Source organism: Paracoccus sanguinis (assembly GCF_900106665.1).
In the GTDB taxonomy this organism is placed as follows: domain Bacteria; phylum Pseudomonadota; class Alphaproteobacteria; order Rhodobacterales; family Rhodobacteraceae; genus Paracoccus; species Paracoccus panacisoli.
In genome coordinates, this window is the sequence record NZ_FNNA01000001.1 from 676,139 (window position 1) to 701,376 (window position 25,238).

The 25,238-nt window shown below is 68.0% G+C and carries 42 protein-coding genes and 1 other RNA gene; 42 read left to right on the plus strand and 1 reads right to left on the minus strand.

Features of this window, described 5'->3' with window-relative positions; all coding sequences use genetic code 11:
• Window positions 1–4 precede the first annotated feature (4 nt).
• The 7 genes from BLW17_RS03310 to BLW17_RS03335 are packed head-to-tail and all read left to right on the plus strand — an operon-like array spanning window position 5 to window position 1,630.
• Complete coding sequence (locus BLW17_RS03310; protein WP_036730680.1) at window positions 5–304, plus strand: helix-turn-helix domain-containing protein; 300 nt, start codon at window positions 5–7, stop codon at window positions 302–304.
• Window positions 301–477 (plus strand): hypothetical protein, encoded by a 177-nt coding sequence (locus tag BLW17_RS18040; protein ID WP_156116103.1) that lies wholly within the window; start codon window positions 301–303, stop codon window positions 475–477. Before BLW17_RS03310 ends, BLW17_RS18040 begins: the two co-directional genes overlap by 4 nt.
• Window positions 474–671: a hypothetical protein gene (locus tag BLW17_RS03315; protein ID WP_036730679.1), complete on the plus strand. Its 198-nt coding sequence runs from the start codon at window positions 474–476 to the stop codon at window positions 669–671. Before BLW17_RS18040 ends, BLW17_RS03315 begins: the two co-directional genes overlap by 4 nt.
• Entirely contained in the window at window positions 668–1,000 is a 333-nt protein-coding gene (locus tag BLW17_RS03320) for a transposase (RefSeq protein ID WP_036730678.1), read from the plus strand. Before BLW17_RS03315 ends, BLW17_RS03320 begins: the two co-directional genes overlap by 4 nt.
• The gene (locus tag BLW17_RS03325) at window positions 997–1,200 is read left to right on the plus strand and encodes a hypothetical protein (protein ID WP_156116102.1); all 204 of its coding nucleotides are present in this window, start codon (window positions 997–999) and stop codon (window positions 1,198–1,200) included. Before BLW17_RS03320 ends, BLW17_RS03325 begins: the two co-directional genes overlap by 4 nt.
• On the plus strand, window positions 1,197–1,394 hold the full coding sequence (locus BLW17_RS03330) for a hypothetical protein (RefSeq protein ID WP_036730675.1): 198 nt from the start codon (window positions 1,197–1,199) through the stop codon (window positions 1,392–1,394). Before BLW17_RS03325 ends, BLW17_RS03330 begins: the two co-directional genes overlap by 4 nt.
• Window positions 1,391–1,630, plus strand: coding sequence for a hypothetical protein (locus BLW17_RS03335; RefSeq protein WP_139305894.1), 240 nt, complete (start codon window positions 1,391–1,393; stop codon window positions 1,628–1,630). The genes BLW17_RS03330 and BLW17_RS03335 overlap by 4 nt, the downstream gene beginning before the upstream one ends.
• Window positions 1,631–1,775: 145 nt before the next feature.
• Here BLW17_RS03335 and BLW17_RS03340 read toward each other — a convergent pair whose 3' ends face one another.
• Window positions 1,776–2,282: an RING finger protein gene (locus BLW17_RS03340; protein ID WP_036730670.1), complete on the minus strand. Its 507-nt coding sequence runs from the start codon at window positions 2,280–2,282 to the stop codon at window positions 1,776–1,778.
• Window positions 2,283–2,385: 103 nt separating this feature from the next.
• On the opposite strand from BLW17_RS03340, the gene BLW17_RS03345 reads away from it, so the two are divergent.
• The 35 genes from BLW17_RS03345 to BLW17_RS03515 all read left to right on the plus strand — a co-directional run bounded on the left by BLW17_RS03345 (window position 2,386) and on the right by BLW17_RS03515 (window position 25,234).
• Window positions 2,386–2,841 carry a hypothetical protein gene (locus BLW17_RS03345; protein ID WP_036730668.1) on the plus strand — a complete coding sequence of 152 codons (456 nt, stop codon included), beginning with the start codon at window positions 2,386–2,388 and terminating at the stop codon, window positions 2,839–2,841.
• Window positions 2,838–5,009, plus strand: coding sequence for a Mu transposase C-terminal domain-containing protein (locus BLW17_RS03350; RefSeq protein ID WP_052176099.1), 2,172 nt, complete (start codon window positions 2,838–2,840; stop codon window positions 5,007–5,009). Before BLW17_RS03345 ends, BLW17_RS03350 begins: the two co-directional genes overlap by 4 nt.
• Before the next feature lie 45 nt (window positions 5,010–5,054).
• Entirely contained in the window at window positions 5,055–5,825 is a 771-nt protein-coding gene (locus tag BLW17_RS03355) for an AAA family ATPase (RefSeq protein WP_036730666.1), read from the plus strand.
• Window positions 5,822–6,088: a sigma-70 family RNA polymerase sigma factor gene (locus BLW17_RS03360; protein WP_036730658.1), complete on the plus strand. Its 267-nt coding sequence runs from the start codon at window positions 5,822–5,824 to the stop codon at window positions 6,086–6,088. Before BLW17_RS03355 ends, BLW17_RS03360 begins: the two co-directional genes overlap by 4 nt.
• Window positions 6,085–6,654, plus strand: a complete 570-nt coding sequence (locus BLW17_RS03365) for a MarR family transcriptional regulator (RefSeq protein WP_036730656.1) — start codon at window positions 6,085–6,087, stop codon at window positions 6,652–6,654. The genes BLW17_RS03360 and BLW17_RS03365 overlap by 4 nt, the downstream gene beginning before the upstream one ends.
• Entirely contained in the window at window positions 6,651–6,992 is a 342-nt protein-coding gene (locus tag BLW17_RS03370; RefSeq protein WP_036730654.1) for a hypothetical protein, read from the plus strand. Before BLW17_RS03365 ends, BLW17_RS03370 begins: the two co-directional genes overlap by 4 nt.
• A gap of 2 nt (window positions 6,993–6,994) precedes the next feature.
• The gene (locus BLW17_RS03375) at window positions 6,995–7,528 is read left to right on the plus strand and encodes a host-nuclease inhibitor Gam family protein (RefSeq protein ID WP_231572701.1); all 534 of its coding nucleotides are present in this window, start codon (window positions 6,995–6,997) and stop codon (window positions 7,526–7,528) included.
• A complete protein-coding gene (locus tag BLW17_RS03380; RefSeq protein ID WP_036730649.1) occupies window positions 7,528–7,713 on the plus strand; it encodes a hypothetical protein in 186 nt (61 codons plus the stop codon). The genes BLW17_RS03375 and BLW17_RS03380 overlap by 1 nt, the downstream gene beginning before the upstream one ends.
• Before the next feature lie 38 nt (window positions 7,714–7,751).
• Window positions 7,752–8,147, plus strand: coding sequence for a hypothetical protein (locus tag BLW17_RS03385; RefSeq protein ID WP_036730646.1), 396 nt, complete (start codon window positions 7,752–7,754; stop codon window positions 8,145–8,147).
• On the plus strand, window positions 8,144–8,791 hold the full coding sequence (locus BLW17_RS03390; RefSeq protein ID WP_052176095.1) for an HD domain-containing protein: 648 nt from the start codon (window positions 8,144–8,146) through the stop codon (window positions 8,789–8,791). The genes BLW17_RS03385 and BLW17_RS03390 overlap by 4 nt, the downstream gene beginning before the upstream one ends.
• Window positions 8,792–8,812: 21 nt before the next feature.
• The gene (locus BLW17_RS03395; protein WP_052176094.1) at window positions 8,813–9,082 is read left to right on the plus strand and encodes an HU family DNA-binding protein; all 270 of its coding nucleotides are present in this window, start codon (window positions 8,813–8,815) and stop codon (window positions 9,080–9,082) included.
• An RNA gene (locus tag BLW17_RS03400) (hammerhead ribozyme type II) lies at window positions 9,083–9,152 on the plus strand.
• 5 nt (window positions 9,153–9,157) lie between these two features.
• On the plus strand, window positions 9,158–9,838 hold the full coding sequence (locus BLW17_RS18045) for a hypothetical protein (protein WP_036730644.1): 681 nt from the start codon (window positions 9,158–9,160) through the stop codon (window positions 9,836–9,838).
• Window positions 9,838–10,236 carry a gp16 family protein gene (locus BLW17_RS03410; protein WP_036730762.1) on the plus strand — a complete coding sequence of 133 codons (399 nt, stop codon included), beginning with the start codon at window positions 9,838–9,840 and terminating at the stop codon, window positions 10,234–10,236. The genes BLW17_RS18045 and BLW17_RS03410 overlap by 1 nt, the downstream gene beginning before the upstream one ends.
• Entirely contained in the window at window positions 10,233–10,463 is a 231-nt protein-coding gene (locus tag BLW17_RS03415) for a hypothetical protein (RefSeq protein ID WP_036730642.1), read from the plus strand. The genes BLW17_RS03410 and BLW17_RS03415 overlap by 4 nt, the downstream gene beginning before the upstream one ends.
• The gene (locus BLW17_RS03420) at window positions 10,460–10,708 is read left to right on the plus strand and encodes a hypothetical protein (protein ID WP_036730635.1); all 249 of its coding nucleotides are present in this window, start codon (window positions 10,460–10,462) and stop codon (window positions 10,706–10,708) included. The genes BLW17_RS03415 and BLW17_RS03420 overlap by 4 nt, the downstream gene beginning before the upstream one ends.
• Window positions 10,705–11,100 carry a hypothetical protein gene (locus BLW17_RS03425; protein WP_036730633.1) on the plus strand — a complete coding sequence of 132 codons (396 nt, stop codon included), beginning with the start codon at window positions 10,705–10,707 and terminating at the stop codon, window positions 11,098–11,100. The genes BLW17_RS03420 and BLW17_RS03425 overlap by 4 nt, the downstream gene beginning before the upstream one ends.
• Window positions 11,101–11,180: 80 nt before the next feature.
• Entirely contained in the window at window positions 11,181–12,053 is an 873-nt protein-coding gene (locus tag BLW17_RS03430; protein ID WP_036730626.1) for an N-acetylmuramoyl-L-alanine amidase, read from the plus strand.
• Window positions 12,054–12,062: 9 nt separating this feature from the next.
• Window positions 12,063–12,800 carry a hypothetical protein gene (locus BLW17_RS03435; protein ID WP_036730623.1) on the plus strand — a complete coding sequence of 246 codons (738 nt, stop codon included), beginning with the start codon at window positions 12,063–12,065 and terminating at the stop codon, window positions 12,798–12,800.
• Window positions 12,797–13,018 (plus strand): hypothetical protein, encoded by a 222-nt coding sequence (locus BLW17_RS03440; protein ID WP_036730620.1) that lies wholly within the window; start codon window positions 12,797–12,799, stop codon window positions 13,016–13,018. The genes BLW17_RS03435 and BLW17_RS03440 overlap by 4 nt, the downstream gene beginning before the upstream one ends.
• 4 nt (window positions 13,019–13,022) lie before the next feature.
• Window positions 13,023–13,532: a DUF1804 family protein gene (locus tag BLW17_RS03445; protein WP_036730617.1), complete on the plus strand. Its 510-nt coding sequence runs from the start codon at window positions 13,023–13,025 to the stop codon at window positions 13,530–13,532.
• Entirely contained in the window at window positions 13,519–15,171 is a 1,653-nt protein-coding gene (terL, locus tag BLW17_RS03450) for a phage terminase large subunit (RefSeq protein ID WP_052176090.1), read from the plus strand. The genes BLW17_RS03445 and terL overlap by 14 nt, the downstream gene beginning before the upstream one ends.
• A gap of 32 nt (window positions 15,172–15,203) precedes the next feature.
• Window positions 15,204–16,553: a DUF935 domain-containing protein gene (locus BLW17_RS03455; protein WP_170835574.1), complete on the plus strand. Its 1,350-nt coding sequence runs from the start codon at window positions 15,204–15,206 to the stop codon at window positions 16,551–16,553.
• Window positions 16,550–18,124: a PBECR2 nuclease fold domain-containing protein gene (locus BLW17_RS03460; RefSeq protein WP_052176086.1), complete on the plus strand. Its 1,575-nt coding sequence runs from the start codon at window positions 16,550–16,552 to the stop codon at window positions 18,122–18,124. Before BLW17_RS03455 ends, BLW17_RS03460 begins: the two co-directional genes overlap by 4 nt.
• 106 nt (window positions 18,125–18,230) lie before the next feature.
• Window positions 18,231–18,824 carry a phage virion morphogenesis protein gene (locus BLW17_RS03465; RefSeq protein ID WP_036730607.1) on the plus strand — a complete coding sequence of 198 codons (594 nt, stop codon included), beginning with the start codon at window positions 18,231–18,233 and terminating at the stop codon, window positions 18,822–18,824.
• Between the two features lie 141 nt (window positions 18,825–18,965).
• Window positions 18,966–19,775: a hypothetical protein gene (locus tag BLW17_RS03470; RefSeq protein ID WP_139305895.1), complete on the plus strand. Its 810-nt coding sequence runs from the start codon at window positions 18,966–18,968 to the stop codon at window positions 19,773–19,775.
• Window positions 19,776–20,060: 285 nt separating this feature from the next.
• A complete protein-coding gene (locus tag BLW17_RS03475) occupies window positions 20,061–21,191 on the plus strand; it encodes a hypothetical protein (protein ID WP_036730605.1) in 1,131 nt (376 codons plus the stop codon).
• Between the two features lie 10 nt (window positions 21,192–21,201).
• On the plus strand, window positions 21,202–21,540 hold the full coding sequence (locus BLW17_RS03480) for a capsid cement protein (RefSeq protein ID WP_036730603.1): 339 nt from the start codon (window positions 21,202–21,204) through the stop codon (window positions 21,538–21,540).
• A 13-nt stretch (window positions 21,541–21,553) separates the two neighbouring features.
• Complete coding sequence (locus BLW17_RS03485; RefSeq protein WP_036730601.1) at window positions 21,554–22,504, plus strand: major capsid protein; 951 nt, start codon at window positions 21,554–21,556, stop codon at window positions 22,502–22,504.
• A gap of 14 nt (window positions 22,505–22,518) precedes the next feature.
• Window positions 22,519–22,962 carry a DUF7210 family protein gene (locus BLW17_RS17620; protein ID WP_156116101.1) on the plus strand — a complete coding sequence of 148 codons (444 nt, stop codon included), beginning with the start codon at window positions 22,519–22,521 and terminating at the stop codon, window positions 22,960–22,962.
• 55 nt (window positions 22,963–23,017) lie between these two features.
• Entirely contained in the window at window positions 23,018–23,263 is a 246-nt protein-coding gene (locus BLW17_RS03495; RefSeq protein WP_052176083.1) for an Acb2/Tad1 domain-containing protein, read from the plus strand.
• 3 nt (window positions 23,264–23,266) lie between these two features.
• Complete coding sequence (locus BLW17_RS03500; RefSeq protein ID WP_036730596.1) at window positions 23,267–23,692, plus strand: gp436 family protein; 426 nt, start codon at window positions 23,267–23,269, stop codon at window positions 23,690–23,692.
• Window positions 23,689–24,117, plus strand: coding sequence for a phage tail terminator protein (locus BLW17_RS03505; RefSeq protein ID WP_036730594.1), 429 nt, complete (start codon window positions 23,689–23,691; stop codon window positions 24,115–24,117). Before BLW17_RS03500 ends, BLW17_RS03505 begins: the two co-directional genes overlap by 4 nt.
• Window positions 24,114–24,308, plus strand: a complete 195-nt coding sequence (locus tag BLW17_RS03510; protein ID WP_036730592.1) for a hypothetical protein — start codon at window positions 24,114–24,116, stop codon at window positions 24,306–24,308. Before BLW17_RS03505 ends, BLW17_RS03510 begins: the two co-directional genes overlap by 4 nt.
• On the plus strand, window positions 24,308–25,234 hold the full coding sequence (locus BLW17_RS03515; RefSeq protein WP_036730590.1) for a phage tail tube protein: 927 nt from the start codon (window positions 24,308–24,310) through the stop codon (window positions 25,232–25,234). The genes BLW17_RS03510 and BLW17_RS03515 overlap by 1 nt, the downstream gene beginning before the upstream one ends.
• Window positions 25,235–25,238 lie beyond the last annotated feature (4 nt).

Here is a 25,238-nt window from a genome sequence, read left to right on the forward strand (position 1 = left end):
GCAGATGACCAAAGATGCCATTTCATGGCACCCGGCCGACGTACGTGCGGCGGTGTCCAAGGCAGGCAGCACGCTGGCGAAGATCGCCGAGGACGCGGGCCTGCACGTCAGCACGGCCCAGCAGGCGCTGAAGCGCCCCTGCTATGCCGGCGAACAGGCGATCGCCCAGTTCCTCGGTGTCCCGGCCCACCACATCTGGCCGGGCCGTTACGACAGCGCGGGCCTGCCCAAACATCCCCGCATCCGAAAGCAACTTAACGCCGATAACTCGGCGGTGGAATGTCAAAAGGAGATGGCGGCATGAACCGCCTCACGCTCCGCCGCGCGGCCCGCATGTTCGGGCGCATCACCGCCGATGACATCACCGACGCCGTGGGCGCGATGCTGATCTTCGCGACCCTGGCCGCCGGGATCTGGGTGCTCGCCGGGCTCGGCCTCGTCGAGAGCGGCCACGAGCTGGCGGGCGTGGCGCGATGACACCCGACACCCGTCCGTCCGCCCCCGCCGAGGCCCGCGCCGCCCTCGCTGAGGCGAAGCTGGCCCGCGTAGTGGGAGGCATCCAGGCGCTGATCGACGTGCTCGAGACGGTGGAGGCAGTGGCCGGCCTTTCTTTGGACGACGAGTGCACGATGGGCGACTTGCGCGAGATCGTCGCGGAGGCGCGGGCATGAGGACGTCGCCGTTCCCGCCCGAGGTCCGCGAGAGCGTGATCACCCTGGCCGAAACCGGGGTGAGCCAGCGCGACATCGCCGGCAGGTTCGGCCTGTCGAAGACGACGGTCAGCAAGTGGATCATCGCCGCCCGTCGCAAGGGCCGGGCCGTCCCGGTGCCCACCGACAGGACCGGCGTGACGGTCCTGTCCGGCGACAGCAAGAGCCTGATCCGCCTGCGGGCCGAGGCCGAGCGGCGCCATGTGAGCCCGGAAATGCTCGCCAGCGTGCTGCTGGCCACGATCTGCGCCGACGACCTGTTCAACGCCGTGCTGGAGGATGCATGGTGACCCACGAACGCGATGAACATCCCGGCGTCACGCCGCGCCAGTTCCGCGACCTGCGGACAGGAGCCGTCCGCTGCTGCGCTACCCGCGCCGCGGTCGAGCGGTTCTTCGACAACCGCTCGCCGCTGCACTTCGAGGAGCGCCAGCCGGACGAATTCCCCGGTCAGGCTGACGTGGTCGAGCAGCACTGGGGCCAGGCATGACCGGGGTGCTGATCTGGCTTGTGGCCCTTCTGTACGTCGCGGGAGCGGTCGTCACGCGCGAACTGCTCCACATCGGCATCATGGTGATGGATGGCCGGGTGCCGGCGGCCTGGTCGCGCGTGTTCGTCGTGATGATCTGGCCGGTCATCGCGGTCGCCATATCCGTGACGCGCATTGCGGGTGACGACAGATGAACCCGTACCAGCCGTCGATGATCGCCGAGTGGGTCACGCCCGAGCACAAGCGGGCGGTCTGGGAAGCGCTGGCGCCGCCTGCGCGGCTCGATCTGGCCGGCATCGCGGCGGCGACCGGTCTGCACGGCAGCATCGTCAACGAAATCTGGGCCGAGGGCAGCGCCAAGGGGCGGCTGCGGCTGGTCGATCAGGGGCCGGGTTTCCGGTGGATAGAGCGCGTGGAGGACGCAGCATGACGAAGGGGCAAGGCTACATGCTCATCGGGGTCGCCATGTTCATCTTGGCCTCAATCGACCAGCCCCACCACTGGGGGGCGGTCGGCTGGTCGGTGGCCGGACTGCTCTGCATCATCAGGGGAGCGGTCGCGAAATGATCCGCTACTCAGAGTGCGAACGGGCTGCCGCCGCGCGATCTGGCGGCAACCATGCCGTAGTTCTTCCCGTCGCTCTTCGGAACCCTTGTCTTGCAGAGCGGGCACTCGAGCGTGTTGGGTTGAACGAACTGCATTATCGAACGCTTCTCCTGCTCAAAGCAGGCTGCGCACAGATCGTGCGGGGGCTCTCCTTTAGCATCGTCCGGGTTCAGGCTATATACGAGGCCGCCCCGATCGGTCGTCGTAAGCGTATAGCGGCTCGCCTGCTGTTCAAACTTGCTCCGGCGCTGCTCTTCTTCCTTGAGCTTCAGCAGCAACTTTTTCGTCTCCAGGTTGGCTTCCTGTGCCGCCAGAAGCTGGGTGGTGATCTCGACGATCTGCGCCCGGTACTGGGCATCCTGGGGCGTCTCCTTGGCGAAGAGACCCTTCAGTCGTGCCAGCCCGTTGGCGGCGGTATCGAATGCGGTTGCGGCGGCGCCCGCAAACCCGATGGCGGTGGTGATGTTCTCGATCATTCGGATCGTCCTTCTGTTGATCTTGAACAGGGGGATGTAGCTGGCGGGCGGGGTGGCAGCCCTGTCCGTCAGTGCCAGATTATCCCGTTCCGCCGGTCCGACAATGGCCAAGCGTGACCGCCTGACCCCCGACCTGTTCCGCGACTGGCAACCGCCGGAGGTCGCCGCGCGGCTTGAGGGGCCGTTGCCCCAGGGCGGCACGCTGCGCTCGCGGATCAGCCGGGCGGTGTCGCAGGCGCTGGCCGCCTCGGCGATGCCGCGCGACCGGATCGCGGCCGAGATGTCCGACTACCTCGGCGAGGACATCAGCAAGCACATGCTCGACGCCTATGCCAGCCAGGCGCGCGAGGGCCACACGATCACGCTCGAGCGGTTCATCGCCCTCGTGGAGGTGACCGGGCAGACCGGGCTGCTGGGGTTCGTGGCCGACGCCTTCGGGCTGGTCGTGGTGCCGGCGAAATACGCCGAGCTGATCGAGCTGCATTTCATTGACGAACAGCAGGCCGAACTGGAGCGCCGCCGGCAGGCACTGGCGCTGCGCTGGAAGGGCAAGAGATGAGCGACTGGAAGACAGCGGCCGAATGGGCGGCGGAAGGGCTGGACGGGGTGCCGGCCACCGAGAGCGGCGTCATTCGGACAGCTAAGCGCGAGGACTGGAACGCCCTCGGCTCGACCCATGCCCGCAAGCGCAAGGGGCGCGGCGGCGGCTGGGAATATCACGTCAGCTGCCTGCCCGAGGCCGCGCGGGCCGACTGGGCCCGGCGCCAGCGCGCCGCGCTGGCCAGCGCTACCGCTACCCGCGAAGCCGCAGTGGTCAAGGAGCGCGCGTCCGAGACCGCCGAAAAGGTCGCCGCCCATCGCCGCCGCGTGATGGAGGCGCGGGGCGCAGTCATGGTCGAGCTGCGCCGCCGCGAGATCCTCGACGGCTCGGCGCGACAGGCGATCCTCAACCTGCTGGCCGAGGCGCAGGCCGGGCTGCTGCCCACATCGCTCATGGAGATGCTGGCGCTGTCGGTCGAGAAGGGCCGGGGCGAGCTGCGCCTGCCGAGCCGGGCCCGGCTCTATGCATGGAGGCAGGCCTATCAAGAAGGCGGGGTGCGCGCCCTGCTGCCAGAGGCGCGGCCGCAAGAGTGCAAGTCCGGGATGCCGGACTGGTTGCCGATGCTGCTGCGCCACTACTGCAAGCCGGCCAAACCGACGCTCGCACAGGCGCTCGATGACCTGCGCAAACACCTAGCCGATCCGTCGGCAGCGCCCAGCTACGATCAGGCGCGCCGTGCGATCGCGAGCCTCAAGGGCACCGACAATTACCTCGCGCCGTTCAAGCGCCGCGAAGGCCCGATTGCGCTGAAGGCGCGGATGGCCTTCACCCGCCGAACGCTCGACGGGATCGAACCGACCGAGATCTACACCTCGGACGGCAAGCTCTTCGAGGCCGAGGTCGCACATCCGATCCACGGCCGGCCTTTCCGTCCCGAGATCACCCCCATCCTCGACGTGGCCACGCGCAAATGTGTTGGCTGGTCGGTCGGGCTCGTGGAGAACAGCCGCGGGGTCGCGGATGCGCTTCGGCACGCTTGCGAGACTCATGGCATCCCCGCGCTGCTCTACACCGACCGCGGGCCCGGTTTCCGCAACGATGCCCTCGACAATGCCACCAGCGGCATTTGCGGCCGGCTAGGGATCACGCCGGTCCACTCGCTGCCCTATGTGTCGCAGTCGCGCGGGGTGATCGAGCGGTCGCACCAGTCGATCTGGACCAACCTTGCCAAAGCGCTGCCGAGCTACTGCGGCGACGACATGGACCGCGAGGCGGGAAAGGCTCGGCAGAAAGCGCTCGTCCGCGACATCCGCGAGGTGGGCGCGAGCCGGCTGCTGCCGACCTGGGATCAGTTCCTGGCCGCGGTGGAGGCGACGGTCGCGGCCTACAACGACCGGCCACATCGGACGTTGAAGGTGCGCGACGCGGAGAGCGGGCGGCTTCGGGCGGCGTCGCCGAACGAGAAATGGGCGGAGTTCGTGGCCAGCGGCTTTGAGGCGATCGCGGTCACCGCGGACGAGGTTGACGATCTGTTCCGGCCCTACGTGCGGCGCAAGTCGGCGCGCGGTGAAGTGCAGTGGAACAACAACCAGTACTTCCATCAGGCGCTGCAGCCCTTCGACGGGATGGAGGTCCTCGTCGGGATCGACATTCACGATGCCAGCCGGGTTTGGGTGCGGGAGCTGGTGCATCACGAGGGCAAGCCCGCTCAAGGCGCCTTGATCTGCGTGGCGGATTATTTCGCAAACAAGCAGCGCTATTTCCCGCACTCGCTCACCGACAAGGCCAAGGAAACCCGTGCGAGGGGCCGGATGCGGCGGCTCGATCTCAAGCGGGAGGAGGTCGAGGCTGAGGCGCGCGGCGTCTACTTCATCGAGGCGCAGGCCCTAGCGCCGGTGGCCGAGTTCATAGAGCCCGCGCGTGCGCCCGAGGCCGTCGCCGTCATCGCGCCACAGCCCGAGGCTGTCTCGTCCGGCGCGCCTGAGCCAGCCCACGCTTTCGCCGATGACGAGGAGGTGTGCATGGCCGTGGCGATCATGGCCGACCACGGCACGCTGAACACCATGAACCCCGGCTGGCGCATCACGCTGGAGGAAAAAATCCATCGCCCTGCCGGGCGGCGGAAGCTGGAGATGGCAGGCGTCGATCCCTGGGCTTTGCTGGACCTTCTGAGATCGGCCGCCTGACCACCAGCACTGAACGAACAACGAGCAGTACGGAGAAAAGGCTACATGAGACCCGTCTTTGTGGAAACCCGAAACTATCGCGCGTTCTTCGACGCAATCGAGGGGCTGCAGTCCCGCGGCGCCGAGGAGTGCCGCCTGATCGTGGTCGATGGCGCGCCGGGCCTTGGCAAGACCACTATTCTGCATCGCTGGGCGGCGATGGAGAGCTGTTTCTATCTTCGCGCCAAGGAGGACTGGACCTCTTACTGGCTGATGAAGGAGCTGCTCGAATGCGGCCGCGCGGCCGTGCCGCATGGGCATGAGGCGCGGTTCAGCGCCTGCCTGCAGATGCTGGCCGAACGCCAGCGGGTCGCGGAGATGACCGGGCAGAGCTTTGCCATCGTGCTCGACGAGGCCGACTACATCTCGTCGAAGTCCAAGCTGATGAACCTCGTCCGCGACCTGGCCGACATCGCGGCAGTGCCGATCGTTCTGGTCGGGATGGGCAAGATCCGCGATCAGCTGGTCCGCTATCCCCAGACCGCGCGCCGCATCAGCCGCTATGTGCGGTTCGAGCCGGCTGACCTCGCGGATGTCCAGAAGTTCCTGGACGCCAAGTGCGAGGTGAAGGTGGCGCCGGATCTCGCGCAGTTCGTGCACAGCGCTTCCAGCGGCTACAACAGCGAGGTGCTCGAGGCGATCCGCAACATCGAGCGGTTCGGGCGGAACAAGACCACCGGCCCCGACGGCCTCACGCTGCGCGACATGGCTGGCCATCTGCTGATGAACGATCGCCGCAGCGGCAACCCGGTGATGGTCCCCGGGGGTGCAAAATGACGACGCTGGCGGACATGCAGCTGATCGCCACCGAGGCGGTCGACAGCCTGCGGGAGCTGACAGGCAGGCTTGAGAAGCGCTTGGGCCGCGAGCCCACGCTGACCGAGGTCGCGCAGGCACTGGCGCTCGCCTATGGCGCTGCCCGAGGCGCGCTGCAGATGGCCACGCCCACGGAAGACCTTGCCGCTCTGGGCCAGTTCGTCGAGGTCGCGGCCGACGACGCCCGCTTCTGCCTGATGGGACTGAGGGAGGCGGGGCTGTGACAAACCAGACAAGAATTCTCCATGCGCTGGGGACTTCGTGCCTGACCATTCACCAGCTCGCAGACCTTGTGGGGCTGACGGCGGTCCAGGTGAGCAAGGCGGCGTCGGGGCTGATCGCCCGGGATCTGGTCGAGCGCACCGAGCCCGGATGCTTTCGGGCGACGGATGGTGGCCTGGCTGCACAGAAGGGAGGGGTCGTGATCACAAGCGGTCCGGCAAACGTCGTCTGGCGCCAGCCGCGGCGCGCCGCCGGGTCCGGGCTGCGCCAGCGCGCCTGGAACGTGATGGGTCTGACCAAGACTTCGTTCACGGTGCCTGACCTCATCGTCGCTTCGGCCCGTGGTGACGAACTCGACGCCGAGGACAACCTGAGGCGTTACTGCGCCGTCCTTGTAAAGGCCGGATATCTGCGCCGGTTGCCGGGCCGGGATCAAGGGAGCCGTCACGGCTCCAACGGCTTCGTGCGCTTCCGCGTCGTGAAGCACAGTGGTCCGTTGGCGCCAACGCATCGGTCTCGAGCAGGGAAGGTGCGCGACCACAACACCGGCGAGGAGGTGGCGCTGTGAGCGACGACTATCTCGACCTGCTCAGGGCAGAGAAGGCGCGCGGCCGCACCACGGCCGACATCGCCCGCCAGCTGGGGTTCGCCCGAACGTCGATCTCGCTGCTGCTGTCGGGGAACTACCCCGCCGCCCGCGCCCCGAAGATCGAGGCGAAGGTGCTCGAGGTGTTCGGTCGAGCGATCGTTTGCCCGCATCTCGGCGCCGAGATCGAGCGCGACGCGTGCGACGCGCACCGGACGAGCCCGATGCCCACCAGCTCCGCCGACCGGCTGCGCCACTGGACGGCCTGCCGAACCTGCACCCAGAACCCGGCCGCGCCCGCGGCCATGAAGAGGAAATGACCATGGCTCCGAAGGTGAAAACCAAGACGAAGGCAGGGCCGGCCCTGCCGATCCCGGCCGACGATACCGAGGCGCGCGAGGCGATCCGCGAGATCGGCGATCGGCAGCGTGAGGCGCTGCGGTTGCAGGCCGAGATGAACGACCAGATCGCGGCCCTGCAGGAGCGCTACGGCGCCCTGGTCGCCCCGATCAACGCCAGGGTGACCGCGCTGACCGAGGGCCTGCAGCTCTTCTGCGAGGTGAACCGGACGCGGCTGACTGGCGGCAAGGTCAAGTACGCCGAGTTCTCCACCGGCAAGGTGAGCTGGCGGCTGCGGCCGGCCAAGGTGACGCTCAAGAAGATCGAGGACGTGATCGAGGCGATCCGCAGGGCCGGCCTCGGCGATCGCTTCCTGCGGACCAAGACCGAGGTCAACAAGGACGCGATGCTCGAGGACCGGACGACAGCCTCGGCGATCAAGGGCGTGAGCATCGGCTCGGACGGCGAGGACTTCGTGGTCGAGCCCTACGAGACCGACCTGCGCGGCGCGGTCTGATGGAGCGGACGTCGTCCGCGAAGTGGTTCTGGCACGAGCTCGACCGCGTGTTGCGGCCGGCGCTGCAGGGCGGATGCAGCTGGGACGAGGCGATCTCGGCCCTACGCGACAAGGCCGACCAGCTCGAGCGGAACCGCGACGCCGGGCTCGAGGCGGCCAGCTACCGAAAGTTCGAGCGGCTGTGATGGCCGGTCACCGAAAACACGAACGAGAGGAGAAGTGGATGCCTGTTTCCTACGACACCGTGCAGATCGCGGAGCAGATGCGCGAGAAAAGCGCCGCGCTGCGAGTTGCCGCCCTGGCCGACGCCGGGGATGACATCGGCCATCGCAAGTTCATCGAGGCTCAAGCGGCGCTGACCGAGGCGACGATCATGCAGAGCCAAATCCTCGCCGAGCTGGTTGGCGCGGGGATGCCAATAGCGGAGATCATCAAGGTGTTCGCTGCCCATTCGTCGAACATCCTCGCTTCGCTGCTGAGCTTCGCGCCCCCGGGGGATAGCGAGGCCCGCGAAGCCATCCTGGCGCTGTTCATGGTGACCCAGAGGCAGTCCGCTACCGCCGATGTGGGTCATCGCGCCTCGATCGTAATCCGCGGCACCCCGGGAGGACGGGCATGACCCCCATCCTCTATCGCACCGCGCACGGCCTTCTCGACCTCAACCGGCTGGCGCCGACCGCCTTCTCGGCCGGCGTGGTCTCGGAGTGCCTGGCGAAGATCAACCGCTACAATGGCCGGACGCCCGAGCCTTGGTCGGTGGCCTCGCACTCGGTGCTCGTGGCCATGCTCTGTCGCCCGCAGCACCGGGCCCAGGCTCTTCTGCATGATGCCCACGAGGCGATCCTCGGCGACCTCGTGACGCCGGCCGTCAGGCTGATCTGCAGCAAGAGCCAGCCGGTCGCGGGCGGCATCGTCGCCAACGCCATCACCCAGACCAAGCTGGACCTCGATCGCCAGATCTTCGCAGCCTGGGACGTCACCTGGTCGCCCGACGGCGCCCGCGAGGTCGCGGCCGCTGATCACATCGCGCTCCTGGCCGAGGGTGCCGTGTTCTTCGGCGCAGAGGCCGGGGGCGAGATCAGCCCGGAAACCGCTGCCGAGGTGGACCGGGCGGTCGGGCTGATCCGCGAACTGCCCTACGGCCAGAACTGGCGCGCCGCGCGCGAGCGGTGGCTGAGCTTCGCCCACGACCTTGCCTCGGTCGGACAGCTGCGGCTGCCGCCCGAGCCCTCCCATCCGACCCGCACGGCGCGGGCGGTTTAACCCCGAGCAGAGGACTACCCCATGAACATCGGCAAGACCGAACTGGTGAAGCAGATCGCGGACGCCCACGGCACGAGCCAGACGCAGGTCCGGGCGACGCTCGACGCGGTGCTCGAAGCGATCATCGGCAACCTCAACACCGGCCACGCCGTCCGCCTCCAGGGCTTCGGCAGCTTCACCGTGAAAGAGCGCCCGGCCCGCAAAGTGCGCAACCCGCGGACGGGCGAGCAGGTGGATGCCCCGGCCAGCCGCAAGCTGAGCTTCAAGCCGGCCCCGACGGCGCTGAACTGACCGCGAAACCGGCCCCCCCCCGGGGCCGGTCGGCGGGGCGTGGTGGCCCCGTCCTGATGAGCAGCCGAGGATGCGATGACGACGAGCTACAGCCTCAGGACGAGGGACGACGGGCAGACCGAAGTGCTCGAGCATTCGGCAGTCGTCCTCGGCGCGTTCGTGCGCCCAGAACACGCGCGCCAGTTCTACGACTGGATGGCGGGTTCGCATTTGACCGTGCGCAGGGCGCCGGAGCCCGAGGTCGCGTCCGCGGCCCCTGCCGCCGATACGCCCGCGGCCAGCGCCTTCGTGCCTGAACCGATGACCATCCGGCGGCTTTCCGTGCCGGCGCTGGTCGCCGAACAGCAGGAGGTGCCCGCCCAGCCGACGCAGCGGCGGCAGGCCGGACGGGACAAGGCCGTCCCGCCGGCGGTGGAGGACGGTGAGGGCGCACCGGAAAACCTGCCTGCTGCCCCTGGGCGCGCTGTCGTCGAGCGGCCGCGCCAGGCGGTCACCATGTGCGCGCACCTGCCGGAGGAGGTCATGGCGCCCGCGTTCGAGCGGCTCGAGCGGGGTGAGAAGCTCCAGGTGGTGGCATCCGAGCTGGGTGTTCCATGGCCGTCGCTGCGCGGCGCCTATGCCGGATACAAGGGCCGCCGCCAGCGCGAGATCGCACGTGGCGGCATGTCCTCGTGCTGCCTGTGCAGCAGGGAGTTCATGCCGTCGGTGACGAGCCCCGACACATGCGCGCGCTGCGCCAAGGCGATGGGGCGGTGATGGCTCGCGATCCGCTCCTCGCGCAGATCCACATCGCCCGGCAGCAACTGGGGCTGGAGGAGGACGACTACCGCTCGATCCTCGAGCGGGTCACCGGCAAGCGCAGCTCGGCCGAGCTTTCGGACACCCAGCGGCGCGCGGTGATCGCCGAGCTGAAGCGGCGCGGCTTCAAGTCCCGCGGCGCGAACCGTCCGAAGAGCAGCAAGCCCTATGTCCGCAAGGTCTTTGCGCTCTGGGGCGAGCTGAAGAGGACCGGGGTGTGGCGGGAACCGGGCATCGCTTCCCTGCGCGCCTTCGTCAAGAAGATGGCGGGTGTCGATGACCCGGAGTTCATGGACCATGACGAGGCCCGCAAGGTGATCGAGGCGATGAAGAAGATGCAGGAGCGCGCCGAATGACTGCCCCAGCCCTCAGCTGCGCCGAGATCGAGATTGGCGGCAGCATCGACCTCGATCCCGTCACGATCTGCGCGTGTGTGACTTGGCTAGCGATGCACTGGGGCCACTGGAAGCCTGAATGCCTGGCCGGCGAGATGGCCCGTGAATTGTTAGCGGCAGCCGGCATAGCTGCTGTCGGACCGCTGGCCGGCCTGTCCACCGATGACCCGCTCGGGGACCATCAATGACCCGCCGCGGCCCCCACAACCCGCCAGTCTCAGACCACGCCGTCCTGCGGTGGCTGGAACGGCACGGCCATGTGAATGTCGAGGCCGTCCGCCGCCAGATCTACGAGGAGACCCGTGAGGCGTTGCGCGCGGGGGCCTCGCGCCTGACGATCAATGGCACCGAATATCGCATTGAAGGCGGCGTGGTCGTCACGATCGTCGACGTCCGTCAGACCTGCGGCAAGTTGGACTGGCCGAAACCATGACCCGCAACCTCCCCGTGCCGGTCGACGATCTGCCGCTGTCCCTGGTGGACATCGCGGAGACGCTGGGCATGGGGGTGGCGATCAAGCTGATGCAGCACTTCGGCGGGCTGGAGGTCAGGTTCCCGATCGTTCCGCCGCCCGATCACCCCGTCATCCGCGCCCTCGGGGAGAAGGATGGCTATGCCCTGTGCGATTTCCTGTCCAACGAGCGCATCTACGTCCCGCACGGAAGGCCGGCCCGGTCGGTGAGGGGCGCGGTGCAGAGGCTCGAGGCGCAGGGGCTTGACCGGGCCGCGATCGCGCGTGAACTGGGTGTATCGCAGCGTCACGTGCGCCGGGTCGCAAACCAGAGTGATCTGCACCCCCACCAGCGAAGCCTGTTCGACGACTGACCCCGGACCTGATGTCCTGCCCCGCGACCGGGCGGCAGCAGGCATGACGGGATCAGCATTCGTCCCGTCAGGATCGCCCCATGAAGGTCATTCGCCACAAGGTTCAGGACGTCCCGTTCCAGCGCGCGCGCTGGGTGGGCGGCGTGATCGTCCCCGAGATCGTCATCCTGCATGATACCGCAGGCCGGCTCGAGACGGGCAATTCGGCCGCATACCTCGCGAAGAACACGGCTGGGGTGTCGGTCCATTTCGTGGTCGAGCGTGACGGCAGCATCACCCAGCTGGTCGAGACCAACCGGCGCGCCAACCACGCCGGAAAGTCGAGCTTCAATGGCCGGACGGACTGCAACGGCTTCTCGATCGGGATCGAGATCGTCAACCCGGGCGGGATGAGCCGCGCATCGGGCACCGGAAGCGCGCTGGTCGGCCGGTCCTGGTGGGGCGAAATGTTCTTCGACCCCAGCGACGATGTCGACCTGGTGGAGATGAAGACGCCCGAGCACGGTGCAGGCGTCTGGATGTCCTACCCGCAAGCCCAGATCGACGGGTTGTGCCGGCTGCTCGAGTGCCTGTTCCGGGACATCCCCAGCCTGAGCGACATCACCACGCACTGGTACGTGAGCCCGGGCCGCAAGGTCGATACCAACCCTCTGTTCCCGCTCGACCACGTGAAGGCGAAGATCCTCGGCCGCGACGATCCTGCCGACACCGCCGCGGACGAGGGCGCGTCCGCCGTCCAGCCGGGCAGCTTTGTCCAGGTTCACTCCCCGGCCTCGCCGCTGAACCTGCGGCGCTGGCCCAGCTTCAACCCGAACGTCATCGCCGCCATCCCGCACGGTGCCACGCTGCCCGTGTTCGCTCAGCGCGAAATCGACGGCACGCAGTGGCTGAAGGTCCTGTTCGACGGCCGCGAAGGATGGGTCGTGGGCCGCTACACCGCCAAGATGCCCTGAGGAGGCACAATGTCGTCCTATCTGAAAACCGTCCCTGCAGCGCTGGCCATTGCCGCGGCTGCGATCCCCGTCACCGCATTTGCCGCCGGCTTCATCGAAACCACCCTGGCCGAGGGCACGCAGCAGCTCGTGATGATGGCCGTCGGCATGCTGCTTGCCGCGACATTCACCTGGGCCGCCGCCACCTCCGAGCGCTTCGCTGCCCCGGCCCGGGCCAAGTCCCCGCAGGACCGGACGTTGGCCGACCGCGCGATCATCGAGGCGGACAAGCGCATCGACGCGCTGAACATCGCCCAGCTGGAGACGTTCATCAGCCGGTTCGTCCTGTCGCGGATCGACAAGGTGTTGGCGGGGCCGCTGCTCGATCCCATGCGCCAGGCCGACGAGCTGCTGGTCGAAGGGATCGATGCGTTCAAGCGCCGCAACCCCGAACTGGCCGCCCAGATGAAGATCGACCCGACGAGCATGCGCGAGCTGATCGCGGCCGGGATCGGCCAGGTCCGCAAGGATGCACTGGGTCAGGCCTTGGCCGACGCCGGTGTCCGCGCCGAAAATCTGCCGGTTGCGGTCGAGCTGTTCGGTTCTGCCGCCGCTAGCCAGATCACCGGACTGCACAACCTCCCGCCGCTTTCCGTTTCCTCCCCGGCAGCGCCGGCCGACCCGCCGACCACGATCGTCAACACTGTTGTCCTGGATGGCGCCGATCCTGCGGCGCCTGTGACTGCCGGCCGCGAGGACGTCAAATGAGCACCGATCTGCTGCTGCGCGAACTCGGTGCCATCACCGCCAAACTGGAGGGGCTCGAGGAGGGTCAGGCCCGGGTGGAAGGCCGGATCGAGAAGATGGACGACCGCCTGCGGACCGTCGAGAAGGGCGCGGCGCTGTCGGGCGCCGTCTCGGGCGGGGTGATCGCCATCGCCGTCGGGCTGATCAAGGGTGCCCTGACCGGCGGCGGCACCAGCTGAGATCATGGCCCACTCGAAGGACACCAAGCACCGCGCACGGCAGATGTATGTGCAGACCCGGCAGTCCCTGCCGGTCATCGCCATTTCCCTGGACGTTCCCGAGGGCACCCTGCGGCGGTGGAAGGCGGACGCTGCGGCGACCGGCGACGACTGGGACACCGCGCGGGCCGCGCAGATGGTCAAGGGCGAGGGCTTCGAGGCCGTCGTCACCTCGGCCGTCGAGGACTTCACCGTCATGTTCCAGGCGACGATGGAGGGGCTGCGCGACGACGACAAGCTGCCCCATGCCGATCGTGCCAAGCTCATGGCGTCGCTGTCGGACGCGTTCAACAAGATGATCGGTGCCGCCGGGCGCGCGAACCCGCGGCTCTCGCGCCTCGCGATCGCCACCGACGTGCTGAAGCGCTTCGCCGAGTTCGTTCATGCCGAGTTCCCGCATCACTCGGCCGTGTTCCTCGACGTGCTGGAGCCCTTCGGCCAGGAGCTGTCGAGGGCCTACAATGAAGCCCCGTGAGTTCCTCGACGAGATCGCCGATCTCGCCGCCGGGTTTCGTCAGAAGATCGAGCTCGAGGTCGAGGCGTTCCCCGTCTCGGTCGCCGAAAGCCGGGCGCGCGTCGAGCGGGTGATGGCGGCCGACGGGTATCGCTATTTCGTCGAGACCTACCTGCCGCATTACCTGGGAAAGCCGCCCTCGAAGCTGCACCTCGACCTCTACCAGGCGCTGCCGGCGATGGTCGCAGCGCCTGAGGGTCAGCACCGGCTGGTGATCGCGCCGCGGGGCTCGGCCAAGTCCACCCACATCAGCCTGGGGTTTCCGCTGTGGTGCATCGTCACCGGGCGCAAGCACTACATCGGCCTCATCATGGACGCCTTCGAGCAGGCGGCGATCATGGTCGAGGCGATCAAGGCGGAGCTCGAGGTCAACCCGCGCCTGCGGGCCGATTTCCCGAAGATCGTGGGCGGCGGGCGCACCTGGCGCGAGGGCGTGATCGTCACGCGCAACAACATCAAGGTCGAGGGCTTCGGCACCGGGAAGAAGATCCGTGGCCGGCGGCACGGGCCATGGCGCCCTGACCTGGTCATCCTCGACGACGTTGAGAACGACGAGAACGTCGAAAGCCCGCGCCAGCGCGACAAGCTGGAGAGCTGGATCTCCAAGGCGGTCATGAAGTTGGGTCCGACCGACGGCACGATGGATGTCCTGTATGCCGGGACCGTCCTGCACTTCGACGCGGTGATCGAGCGCTTCGCCAAGAAGCCGGGCTGGCAGGTGTCCCGTTATCAGGCTGTTCTGCAGTGGCCCGACCGCATGGACCTGTGGGATCGCTGGGAAGAGCTGTACCTGAACGACGAGCCCGCCAGCGAGGCGTACTGGGACAAGAACCAGGCGGAGATGAGCCGCGGCACGCTGCTGAACTGGCCCGAGATGCACAGCCTGATCTTCCTGATGCAGGAGCGCGCCGGCGATCACGAGGCCTTCGAGAGCGAGTACCAGAACCGCCCGATCAGCGCATCGAACGCGTTCACCGACCTGCAGTACTGGGTCATGAAGAAGACGGATTGGGTGCTGTTCGGCGCGATCGACCCCTCGCTGGGCAAGGCCGCTGCCGGGCGCGATCCCTCGGCGATCCTGATCGGCGGCATGGACCGCCTGTCGGGCGTGTTCGACGTGGTCGAAGCGTCGATCCGCAAGCGCCTGCCCGACGTCATCATCGACGATGCCATCGCCCTGCAGCGCGAGTACCAGTGCCAGCTCTGGTTCGTGGAGAGCGTCCAGTTCCAGGAGATGCTGCGGACCGAGCTGATGAAGCAGGCAGCGCGCCAGGGCATCGCCATGCCCTGCGTGCCGATCCAGCCGATCGCCGACAAGGTGCTGCGCATCGAGCGCCTGCAGCCGCCCGTCGCCTCGGGGATGATCCGCTTCCACAGCAGCCAGCGCACGCTCATCGACCAGCTTCAGCAGTGGCCCTCGGCCGCCCATGACGACGGGCCGGACTGCCTCGAGATGCTGTGGTCGAATGCCGTGCGCTACGCCGGCGGCGCGGCTGGCGGCGGCGGACAGATCCTCACGGCCCCGGGTGGCGGGCCGAGCGGCCTTGGGGCCGGGCTGGGCAGTGGCCTGGGCGGCTTCCGTCTCGGGGGAGGTTGGTGATGGCGAAATCCCGTCGATCGAAAGGCCGTGGCGTGCCGCTCGCCCCTGTCCCCTCGCGGCAGAACCTGCCGGCCGAGGCGCGGGCGCTGATCGCAGGCGCCCACAACGACATCACGATCCCGCTGTTCTCCAACCGCATGCGGCCCCAGGACGAGGTGCTGATCCAGCGCGGCGGGAGCCGTGGGCTCAAGATCTACGACGACGTCGAGCGCGACCCGCGGGCCTTCGCCGCGCTGCAGAAGCGCAAGAAGACCCTGATCGCGCGCGACTGGGCCGTCGAGCCCGCCGGCGAGGACGCCCGCGACATCGAAGCGGCCGAGCTGGTGACCGACCTGCTGGGTCAGCTACCCTTCGACAGGATCTGCGAGGACCTCCTCGACGCCACGCTGAAGGGCTATGCCGTCTCCGAGATCGTCTGGGGGCGGGATGGCAGCAGGATCGTCCCCGTGGACGTGGTGAGCCACGATCCGCGGCGCTTCACCTTCGGGACGGACTGGCGCCCGCGTCTTCTGACGATGGCTGCCCCGCTGGACGGGATCGACCTGCCCGACCGCAAGTTCATCGTCCACCGGCACGGCGTGAAGGGCAACAACCCCTTCGGCCTGGGGCTGGGATCGCGGCTGTTCTGGCCGGTGCTGTTCAAGCGCGAGGGGATCACCTTCTGGCTGCATTTCCTCGAGAAGTTTGCAGCCCCGACCGCCATCGCGCAGTCGCCCTACGGCCAGCTGAGCGAGGAGCAGAACCGGCTGCTGAACACGCTGCTCGACATCCGCGGCTCGTCGGCGGTGGTGGTGCCGGTCGGGACGGACGTGAAGTTCCTCGAGGCGGCACGGTCGGGCGCCGTGACCTACGCCGATTTCCTGGCCTACTGGGACAAGGAGATCGCGATCTGCGTCACTGGCGAGACGCTGACCACGGACATCGGCTCGAACGGATCGCGCGCAGCGTCCGAGACCCATGCGGAAATCCTCGAGCTGCTGGTGGACAGCGATGCCGACCTTCTGTCTTCCACCCTGCGCCAGTCGCTGGTCGCATGGATCGTCGACTACAATCTGCCCGGCGCACGGGTGCCCCATGTCTGGCGCGCCCGCCCCGAGAACGAGCTCGAGACCGCCAAGGTCGGCCAGGCGAAGGCTGACACCGCCAAGGCACGCGCCGCCGCGATGCGCGACGCGCTGTCCTTCCTGGTCAACGTCGCAGACGACACGATCGCGCTGGAGCTGCTGCCGCACCTCGCACCCGTCGAGGGGATGTCCGAGGCGGCGCTGCGCAAGCTGGTCGAGGGGCGCGCAGCGTTCAAGAGCGTGCCGGTGGCGGCGCCGATGCCTGAACCCGGGCCGCGGACCGAGCCGGACTCGCCCCCCGGCGAGGGGCAGCCATGAAGCACGTCTGCTTTGCGGAGCCGGACGACCCGATCAGCCGGTTGACCGACCAGCTGATGGCCAGGCTTCACCCGATCTTTCGCAGACGGTTCGACCAGCTGGCGGCCGCGGTGGACCAGGACACCGCGAGCGGGGCGGGGGATCGTCTTCTGGATCTGGCCGCCAGCTGGTCGCCGAAAGCATCTGCCCATCTGCTGGGCGATGCGATGGAGCTGGCGGCTCTCCTGGGCGCTGACAGCGTGAGCGACGACGAGCCCGCCGCTCGCTTCGGGGTCGAGGCCACAGGTCAGACCTTCCGCGAGCAGGCGGAGTTCATCCGTCAGAAGCGCCCTGCGCTCACCAAGGCCTGGACGGACGCTCTGTATGGGCGCCATGACCGTGACTTCGTCGTTGCCGGGATAGCCGAGCTTGCCCCGCTCGAGGAGGTGTACAGCGCGGTCAAGAGCGCGGCCGAGACGTGGGACCGCCGGACCTTCAACCTCGAGATGGCCGAGATCATCAGAAAATACGGGCTTTCCGACCGCGAGCCTCAAAAGTGGGGCGCGTGGCGGATGCGCACCATCTTCGAGACGAACCTGCGGACCTCCTATGCGGCCGGCCGGCTGAAGCAGATGCGCGACCCGGCGGTGCTGAAGATGCGGCCCTACTGGCAGTATCGCCACGCTGAAAACCGCCTGCCGAAGCGCCCGCGCGAGCAGCACGTCCAGTGGGATGGGCTGGTGCTGATGCACGACGATCCGTGGTGGACCGCCCATTACCCGCCCAACGACTGGCTGTGCAGCTGCGGGGTCCGAAACCTGTCCCAGCGCAACCTCGAGGCTCTGGGCAAATCCGGGCCCGACGCCGCCCCGCCGTCCCGGACGGTCCTCAAGCCTGACCCGCGAGGCGGGTTTGCCGCAGTGCCCGAAGGGATCGGTTTCGGCTGGGACTACATGCCTGGCGAGCTCTGGCAACGAGGACTGGTTCCCTCGGCCGCGCCGCCGCCGGGGGTGATCGCGTATGACGAAGACACCGGTCCGCCGCTGCCGCTGGACGATCTGCTGGCCGCCGGACGTGACTTCAAGGGGAAGCCCGCTGCCCCTGGTGCAGAGGAAGAGGCGATCGCGGCCTTCCTCAAGCGGTTCGGCATCGGTCCGGGCGGTGTCGCCTGGCATCAGGACCAGGCCGGCAACGTCATCCCGATCTCCGAAGACCTCTTTCGCCAGCGCGACGGGACGGGGAAGGAGGCCAAGCGCGCCCGGGGACCGTTCACCGAGATGGTCGCGGAAACGATCAGGGAGCCGGATGAGATCTGGCTCGGCGTGTCCTACAAGGCTTCGCCCAGCGACGCCCGGGACGTGTCGAGGAAGAACAAGCACGGCGAATGGTTTCTCGACCTGCGATATATCCGGGTGGGGCGGGTCACGGACCTGACCGGAGATGTGACCCAGATCGCGCAGACGGCGATCTTCCAGATGGGAAACCGGACTTGGGAAGCGGCCACCGCCTTCGTTCCCGACCGGAACAAGGTACCCTCACCGAGGGGCATCAAGACGAAGCGCTACGGCAGGCTGCTGTGGAAAAGAAAATGATGGTCAGGGTGCTCTGACCATCGTGCCAGGTCCTGTCCGGCTGGAGGCACCCCGCTCAGACCTCGGCTTTCCTTGAAAGCTGGACGATCCTGCAGGAGATTTCAAGATGTCAGGTGCACGCGTTGTCTTCGATGCCAGGCTGGATGACGCCGCCGCGCGGCAGCGCCTGGCGGACCTGATCGAGCGCCTCGAGGACAAGACAGGGTTCTTGAATGACGTGGGCGACGAGCTGCTGCACTCGACCCGCGACCGCTTCGTCAGCCAGCAGGACCCCGACGGTAAGCCGTGGAAGCCGCTCTCGAGAGCGACGATCCGGGAGCGGGAGCGCGCAGGGAAGACGCCGATCCAGATCCTGACGCGGAACTCTTATATGCGGAGCTCGCTCAACAAGCGGGTGGACGGCGATACACTGTCGATCGGGACGCCCGTTCCCTACGGTGCGATCCACCAGCTGGGCGGCACGATCAGCCGCCCGGCTCGCGAGGGCGTCGTCTATCGGCACGTCAGCTGGAAATCCCAGAAGATGGACAACCGCTTCGCGCCGAAGAAGGGCGGCAAGGGCCAGCCGAAGGCCAACTTCGTGCAGAAGGTCGAGCGGAAGGCCTACGAGATTTCGATGCCGGCGCGTCCTTTTCTCGGGCTGTCCAAGGCCGACCAGGCCGCCATCATCAACATTGCCTCGGACTGGCTGGGGGTGTGAACGAAACCAGATCGCCGGGCTTGACGTCAGCAAGACCTCGAAATCCTTGCGCCACATGGGGAAATCGATATGCCAATCCCAGCAGCAGTCGCGAGGATGGTACAGAAAATGGCGGGTGCCGTACTACCGCAGGCCCACAAGATGCGCGATGACGTGGCTCATATTGAGGTCATCATCCGAAACTCCGAGCCGATCGAACTCCTCGACTTCACGGCCTCTCTCACTGGCATTGCCCGTGAGCACGAACTGCGGCTCAAGGAAAGGTCCCCCCGGATCGAAGTCGACCAGACACGGCTGCTGATCGTCGATATCCGAAAGGGCTCGATTGTCCTCGAGCTTCTGCCCATCTTGGCGCCGATCATCTCGACGGCTGAAATGACCAACACCGCCGTCGACTTCGTGAGCCATATGAAGAGGGTCTTTGGACAGCTGAGGCAACCTGGCGGCCGAGCTGAAGGCGCGACCACCGCTCAACTGAAAAACCTCAACGATACTGTCCAGACGGTGGCGAACGACAGTAACGGAGAGCTGTTCATTGCCGCACGATATCAGAACGGCGAGGTCATCCAGGAGCTCGTCATTAACAAGAACGAAGCGGCAATCATCAGTGAGAACGCGACATCGCAGCGCAAAGAGATCGAGGCCACGGGAAGCGCCAAGCTGAGCCGTGTCCTCATGCGTCTTCACCAATCGAGCGTCGACGACCTGAAGGTGGGCAGAAAGACGTCCGAGAAGGGGATTGTGGAGCGGGTCGATCTGAAGCCCAGGGCTTTGATTTATGCCTCCGACTTGGCCGGACAGCGGATCAAGGACGAGATACTCAAAGACGACGGCAATCCGTTTCAGAAGGGCTTCGTGGTCGATCTCGATGTGGAGACGGTCGGCGGCAAGCCCCGCGCTTACAGGATACTTGCCGTCCATGAGGTGATCGACCTTGATGAGGATGACTAGTGTCGGCGAAAATCGCGCAGGAGGCCTCGGGTGCGTCTGGATGGTGCCACCGGACCAGAAAACCCGACACCCCCCGTTAATAGGCCGTTAAATCCGCGCTGCGGCGCTTCTGCCGGCAGGGTCGAGGAGTAGGCGCGCGATCCGGGCTTGATCCGACGAGCGGCAGCGGGCAGCATGTGCTCATCTGGGGCCGAGGGGGCGCCCCAGCGCGGACCTGATGTCCGGCGTCATGGCCGCTCCGGGTCCCGTACAGCGTGATGGACAGTTCTTGCACTGGACCATCGCATGACCACCGCCCGTATCGAGGTTTTCCGCACCGGCCGCTTCACGCCCATGCAGGGCGCGCCGCTGTCGTTCACCGCGGCCGACCTCCGCGCCATCGCCGACAGCTACGACCCCGAGACGGCGCCCGCGCCGATCGTCGTCGGCCACCCCGCCACCGATGCTCCGGCATTCGGCTGGGTGCGGGCGTTCGAGTTCGACGCCACGGCCGACCGGCTCTACGCCGACGTGGCCGAGATGGAGCCCGCCTTCTCCGAGGCCGTGAAGGCGGGACGCTACAAGAAGGTGAGCCTCAGCTTCTTCCGCCCCGAGCACAGCGCCAACCCGATCCCCGGCACCTGGTACCCCAAGCACGTCGGGTTCCTGGGCGCCGCGGCCCCGGCGGTGTCGGGGCTGCGCAATGTGCACTTCGCCGACGACGAGGACGCCGCGGTGACCTTCACCGCCGAGTTCGGCGTCGGCGAGAGCACCTCGCGCCTTCTGCGCGGGCTGCGCGAGTTCCTGATCGAGAAGTTCGGCCTCGCGGACGCCGACCGCGCCCTGCCGGCCATGAGCATCGAGTGGCTGGCCGACGAGGACGAGCCCCGCCGCGGCCCGGCATTCGCCGCGCCCCCCAACGTCCCCACACAACCTGTCGAGGAAGACGACATGACGCCCCCGAACGACACCCCGACCGCTGCGCCGGTGACGCCTCCGGCCTCCGACACCCCCGCCTTCGCCGACCGCGAGGCGGCCATCGCCGCGCGCGAAGCCGCGATGGCCGAGCGTGAGCAGGCGGTTCGCCACGCCGACCACGTCTCCTTCGCCGACGGCCTGGTGGACGGCGGCCGTCTCTTGCCCGCCAGCCGCGACCAGGTGGTGCAGCTGCTTGACGATCTGGCAGCCGTGGATGCGGCCTCCTTCTCGGCCGACGACGCCAATCCCGCCCAGCGGCTGCGCGACATTCTCGCGGCGCAGCCCAAGGTGGTGCATTTCGGCGCGGCCGAGATCGAGGACGACGCCACGCCCGCCGCGGCCTTCTCGGCCGACGGGCGCGAGGTGGCGAACGCCGACCTCCACGCCCGCGCCCTGGCCTGGCAGGCCAAGCACCCCGACACCCCGTATCTCGACGCCGTGAAAGCGGTCCAGGCTTGAGGAGCCATCCATGAACCATTTCCACGACACGCTGTCGCTCACGGCCGTGGCGACCGCCCCGATCGCCGAGGGCGACCTCGTCGGGTTCAACGACGCCCCCGTGACCGCGGTCGATGCCGCTGTGAAGGGCTGGGCCCGCAACCCCGCCGCGATCGGCGAAGCGACCTCGGTCATCGCGATCGGCGCTTTCCGCTGCAGGGCCGCGGCTGCGATCACCGCCGGCCAGGTCGTCGTCTCGGGCGCCGCCGCCGGCACCGTGCAGGCGGCCGGCGCGACGCCCGCCAACCCGCTCGGCCGCGCCCTGAACACGGCCGCTGCCGGCGCCTTCGTCCTCGTCCTCGTCCGCTGAAGGAACCCGGCAGATGTCTCTGAACAACCGCACCGCTGGCGTCGTCGACGCCGTCCTGTCCACCCACGCCCGTGGCTACCGCAACCTCGAGTTCGTCTCGCCCGCCCTGTTCCCGCGGGTGCCCGTTCCGAGCCGCAACATGCGGGTGATCCGTTTCGGCAAGGAAGGGTTCCGCATGATCTCGACCCGGCGCGCGCCGGGCTCGAACGTGAAGCGTGTCCAGTACGGCTACGCCTCGGACCCGATCAGCCTGGTCCAGGACGCCCTGGAGGGCGTGGTGCCGGTCGAACACCAGCAGGAAGCGGAGGGTGCGCCCGGCGTCGACCTCGGGGCCGGTGCCATCGACATGGTGATGGGGATGGTCGACCTCGGTCTCGAGTATGAGGCCGCGCGCCTCGCCCGGGACACCGCGACCTATGGCGTCAACAACCGCGTGGCGCTCGCCGGCGGCTCGCGCTGGACGTCGCCGACGTCGAAGCCGCTGTCGGACATCCGCGGCGCCCGCGAGGTGATCCGCCGCAGCATCGGCCGGTACCCCAACGTGCTGCAGCTCGGCCCGAGTGCGGCGAACGCGCTGACGGATCATCCGTCCGTGCGCGAGCAGTTCAAGTACACGACGAAGGAGAGCATCACCGTCGACATGCTCGCCGCCTACTTCGACGTGGAAAAGGTCGTGGTGGGCAAGGGCGTCTACCTGCCCGAGACCGCCGCGGACACCGACGCCGCGACCGACATCTGGGGCGACGACGCGATCCTCGCCTATGTCCCCCAGCAGGGCCAGGCGTATGGCGCGCCCTCGTTCGGCTACACCTACGAGCTCGAGGGCTACCCGCAGGTCGAGCAGCCCTACTACGACCGCCCCACCAAGTCGTGGATCTACCCGACCACGGTCGAGCGCCGTCCCTACGTCGTCGGCGCCGATGCCGGGTTCCTGTTCCAGGCCGCCGGCGGCCCGGCGGCTTGATCGGAGGGACGATGATGCCGCACCGCAAGACCACCGTGACGCTGACCGGGCCGGCCCGGATCGACGGCCAGGACATGAAGAAGGGCGACCAGGTCGAGGTCACGATCGGCGTGGCGCTCCAGCTCGTCGAGCTGGGCGCGCTCGCCGCCCTCCCCGAGGTGGAGCTGCCCGGCCCCGCCTCGGACGAGGACCAGGCGCTTCATGAGAAGGCGCTGGCGATGGCCGAGACGATGGTCGGGCAGAAGGTCGCCGAAGCGCTCGCCGAGACCGCCGCCGAGCTGGCTAACGAACGGCGCCGCGCTGACGATCTCGGGCTCAAGCTGGCTGAAGCGCAGGCCGAACGGGACAGCCTGCGCGCGCAACTGGCCGTCGCGACCGCTCCGAAGGCCGACAAGGACACCGCCGAGCACGCTGGCGGTGAGGTCAGCGACACCGCGCCGAAGAAGCGTGGCAAGTGACCGACCCGGCCGGGCGGTGGCACCCGCCCGGCCAATCCCTCCCAACTGCCACAGAATGGAGCGCATCATGGCACCGATCCCTGGATATCGCCCCCTCAGCGAAGATGCGCAGGAGCGCATGGCTGCAAACAAGCGGATGGAGGAAGACGTCCTGCGCCAGCTGGACCTGCTTGCCCAAAGCGGCGTCGTCGATCAGCGCTGGCTCGCGATCGGCCGCACGCAGATCGAGCAGGGCTTCATGGCGGTGAACCGCGCCGTCGCGCGCCCTCAGCGCTTGAGCGACGCCGAGCTGGGCGGCTGATCCGTGCCTTACGCCACCCTCGAGGATCTGATCGAACGCGCCGGCATGGACGAGATCGTCCAGGTCGCCGACCGTGATGGCGACCTGATCCCCGACCCCGAGGTCATCGGGGCGGCGCTGACGCACGCCGACAACCTCGCGAACGGCTATCTGGCCGGCCGGTACACGCTGCCCTTCTCGACGGTGCCGGACCTGCTGCGCACCTGGGCCACGGCGATCGCGCGCTATCACCTCCACCGCGACGGTCCCCCCGAGTACGTCACCGCAGACTACAAGGACGCTCTCGCCGGGCTGCGGGACGTCCAGCGCGGCGCGATCAGCCTTCCGCTGCCCTCGGGTGGCGAACCAGCCGCCACCTCGGCCGGGGATCATCTCTCGGCCTCGCCCCGACAGGTGTTCACCGACGATTTCCTGCGGGGCTGGCGATGATCGGGGTGATCGGTGCCTGGCTGGCCGAGGTCTGCCCGTCCGTCACCGACGTGAAGACGGCCGAGGACCTCGATCTGCTGGAAAAGGCGACTGCCGCCTTGCATGGCACCGTCTTCGTCATCCCCTACCGCGAGCGTGCGGCCGAGGCGCAGCTGATCACGGGCATGCATCGCCAGCTGGTGGTGGTGCAGTTCCTGACCGCGTTCATCGTCCGCCGCCACGGCGACGCTCTGGGCGCGCAGCGCGCCGCCGAGTTCGACGGCATCAAGGCCGAGATCGAAGCCGCGCTGGCCGGCTGGGAGCCTGCCCCCGGCTTCGGCCCCTGCGAGCTCGTCGGGGGCGAGGGCTCGCCGCTGGGCAACGGCGTCAGCGTCTACGTCCAGACCTGGGAAACGACCCGCTATCTGCAAGGAGTGCAGCGATGAACGACCTCCCCACCACCGGCGGCCGCTGGCTGATGACCAAGTCGGGACAGCTGCGGCGCTATCCCGACACCGACAGTGACGATGCCGGCGAAAGCGAGCCGCCGGCCGATGACGAGACCGCGCCCGAGGCGCCGGCACCGGAAACCCCCGCTGGGGCTGATGTCCCCGCGAAGAGCAAAGGGAAACCCTGATGGGCATCCGTCTGAAGAACAAGCTGGCGATCCTCGTCAAGCGCGAGACCACCTATGGCACCAGCGCGGCGCCGGCGGCCGCTGACGCGGTGCTGGTCACGAACCCCCAGCTGAACATCCTCGAAGCCGAGGAGGTCAGCCGCGACCTGATCCTGCCCTACCTCGGCAACCAGGGCGTCGTCCTCACCGGGAAGCATGCCACCATCGAGTTCGAGGTGGAGGTGGCCGGGGCGGGCGCCGCCGGCACCGTCCCGAAGTACGGCACGCTGCTGCGCGTCTGCGGGATGGCCGAGACCGTGTCGGCCGGCGTGAGCGTGTCCTACACGATCGTCGAGACCGGGGTCGAAAGCGCGACGCTCCACTTCAACAACGACGGCGTCCAGCATGTGATGCTCGGCTGCCGGGGCACCTTCACGGTGAACTTCGCACCCAAGGCTCTGCCGCGGTTCCGCTTCAAGCTGACCGGCCTCTTCGGGACCGTCACCGATGCTGCCATGCCGACCGTGTCGCAGGCGGGCTGGACGGCGCCGCTCGAGGCATCGTCGGCCAACACGACCTTCACGCTCCACGGCATCCCCGGCGTGGCCGAAAGCCTCTCGATCGACCTCGGCAACACCGTGGTGCCCCGCTTCCTGATCGGCTCCGAGAGCGTTCTGATCAGCGATCGCAAGACCGTCGGCCAGGCCGTGCTCGAGGCGCGGCTGATCGCCGAGGCCAACTGGATCGGCAAGGCCGTGAGCCGCGAGCGCGGTGCGATGGCGCTGATCCACGGCGGGGCCGCGGGGAACATCGTGGCGTTCAACGCCCCCGCCGTCGAGATCGGGCGGCCGACCCAGGGGGATACGGACGGGATCGCCAACTATTCGCTGCCGCTCAGCTTCGTCCCGGTCACGGGCCGCGACGAGCTGTCGATCGTGGTGCGGTGAGGGG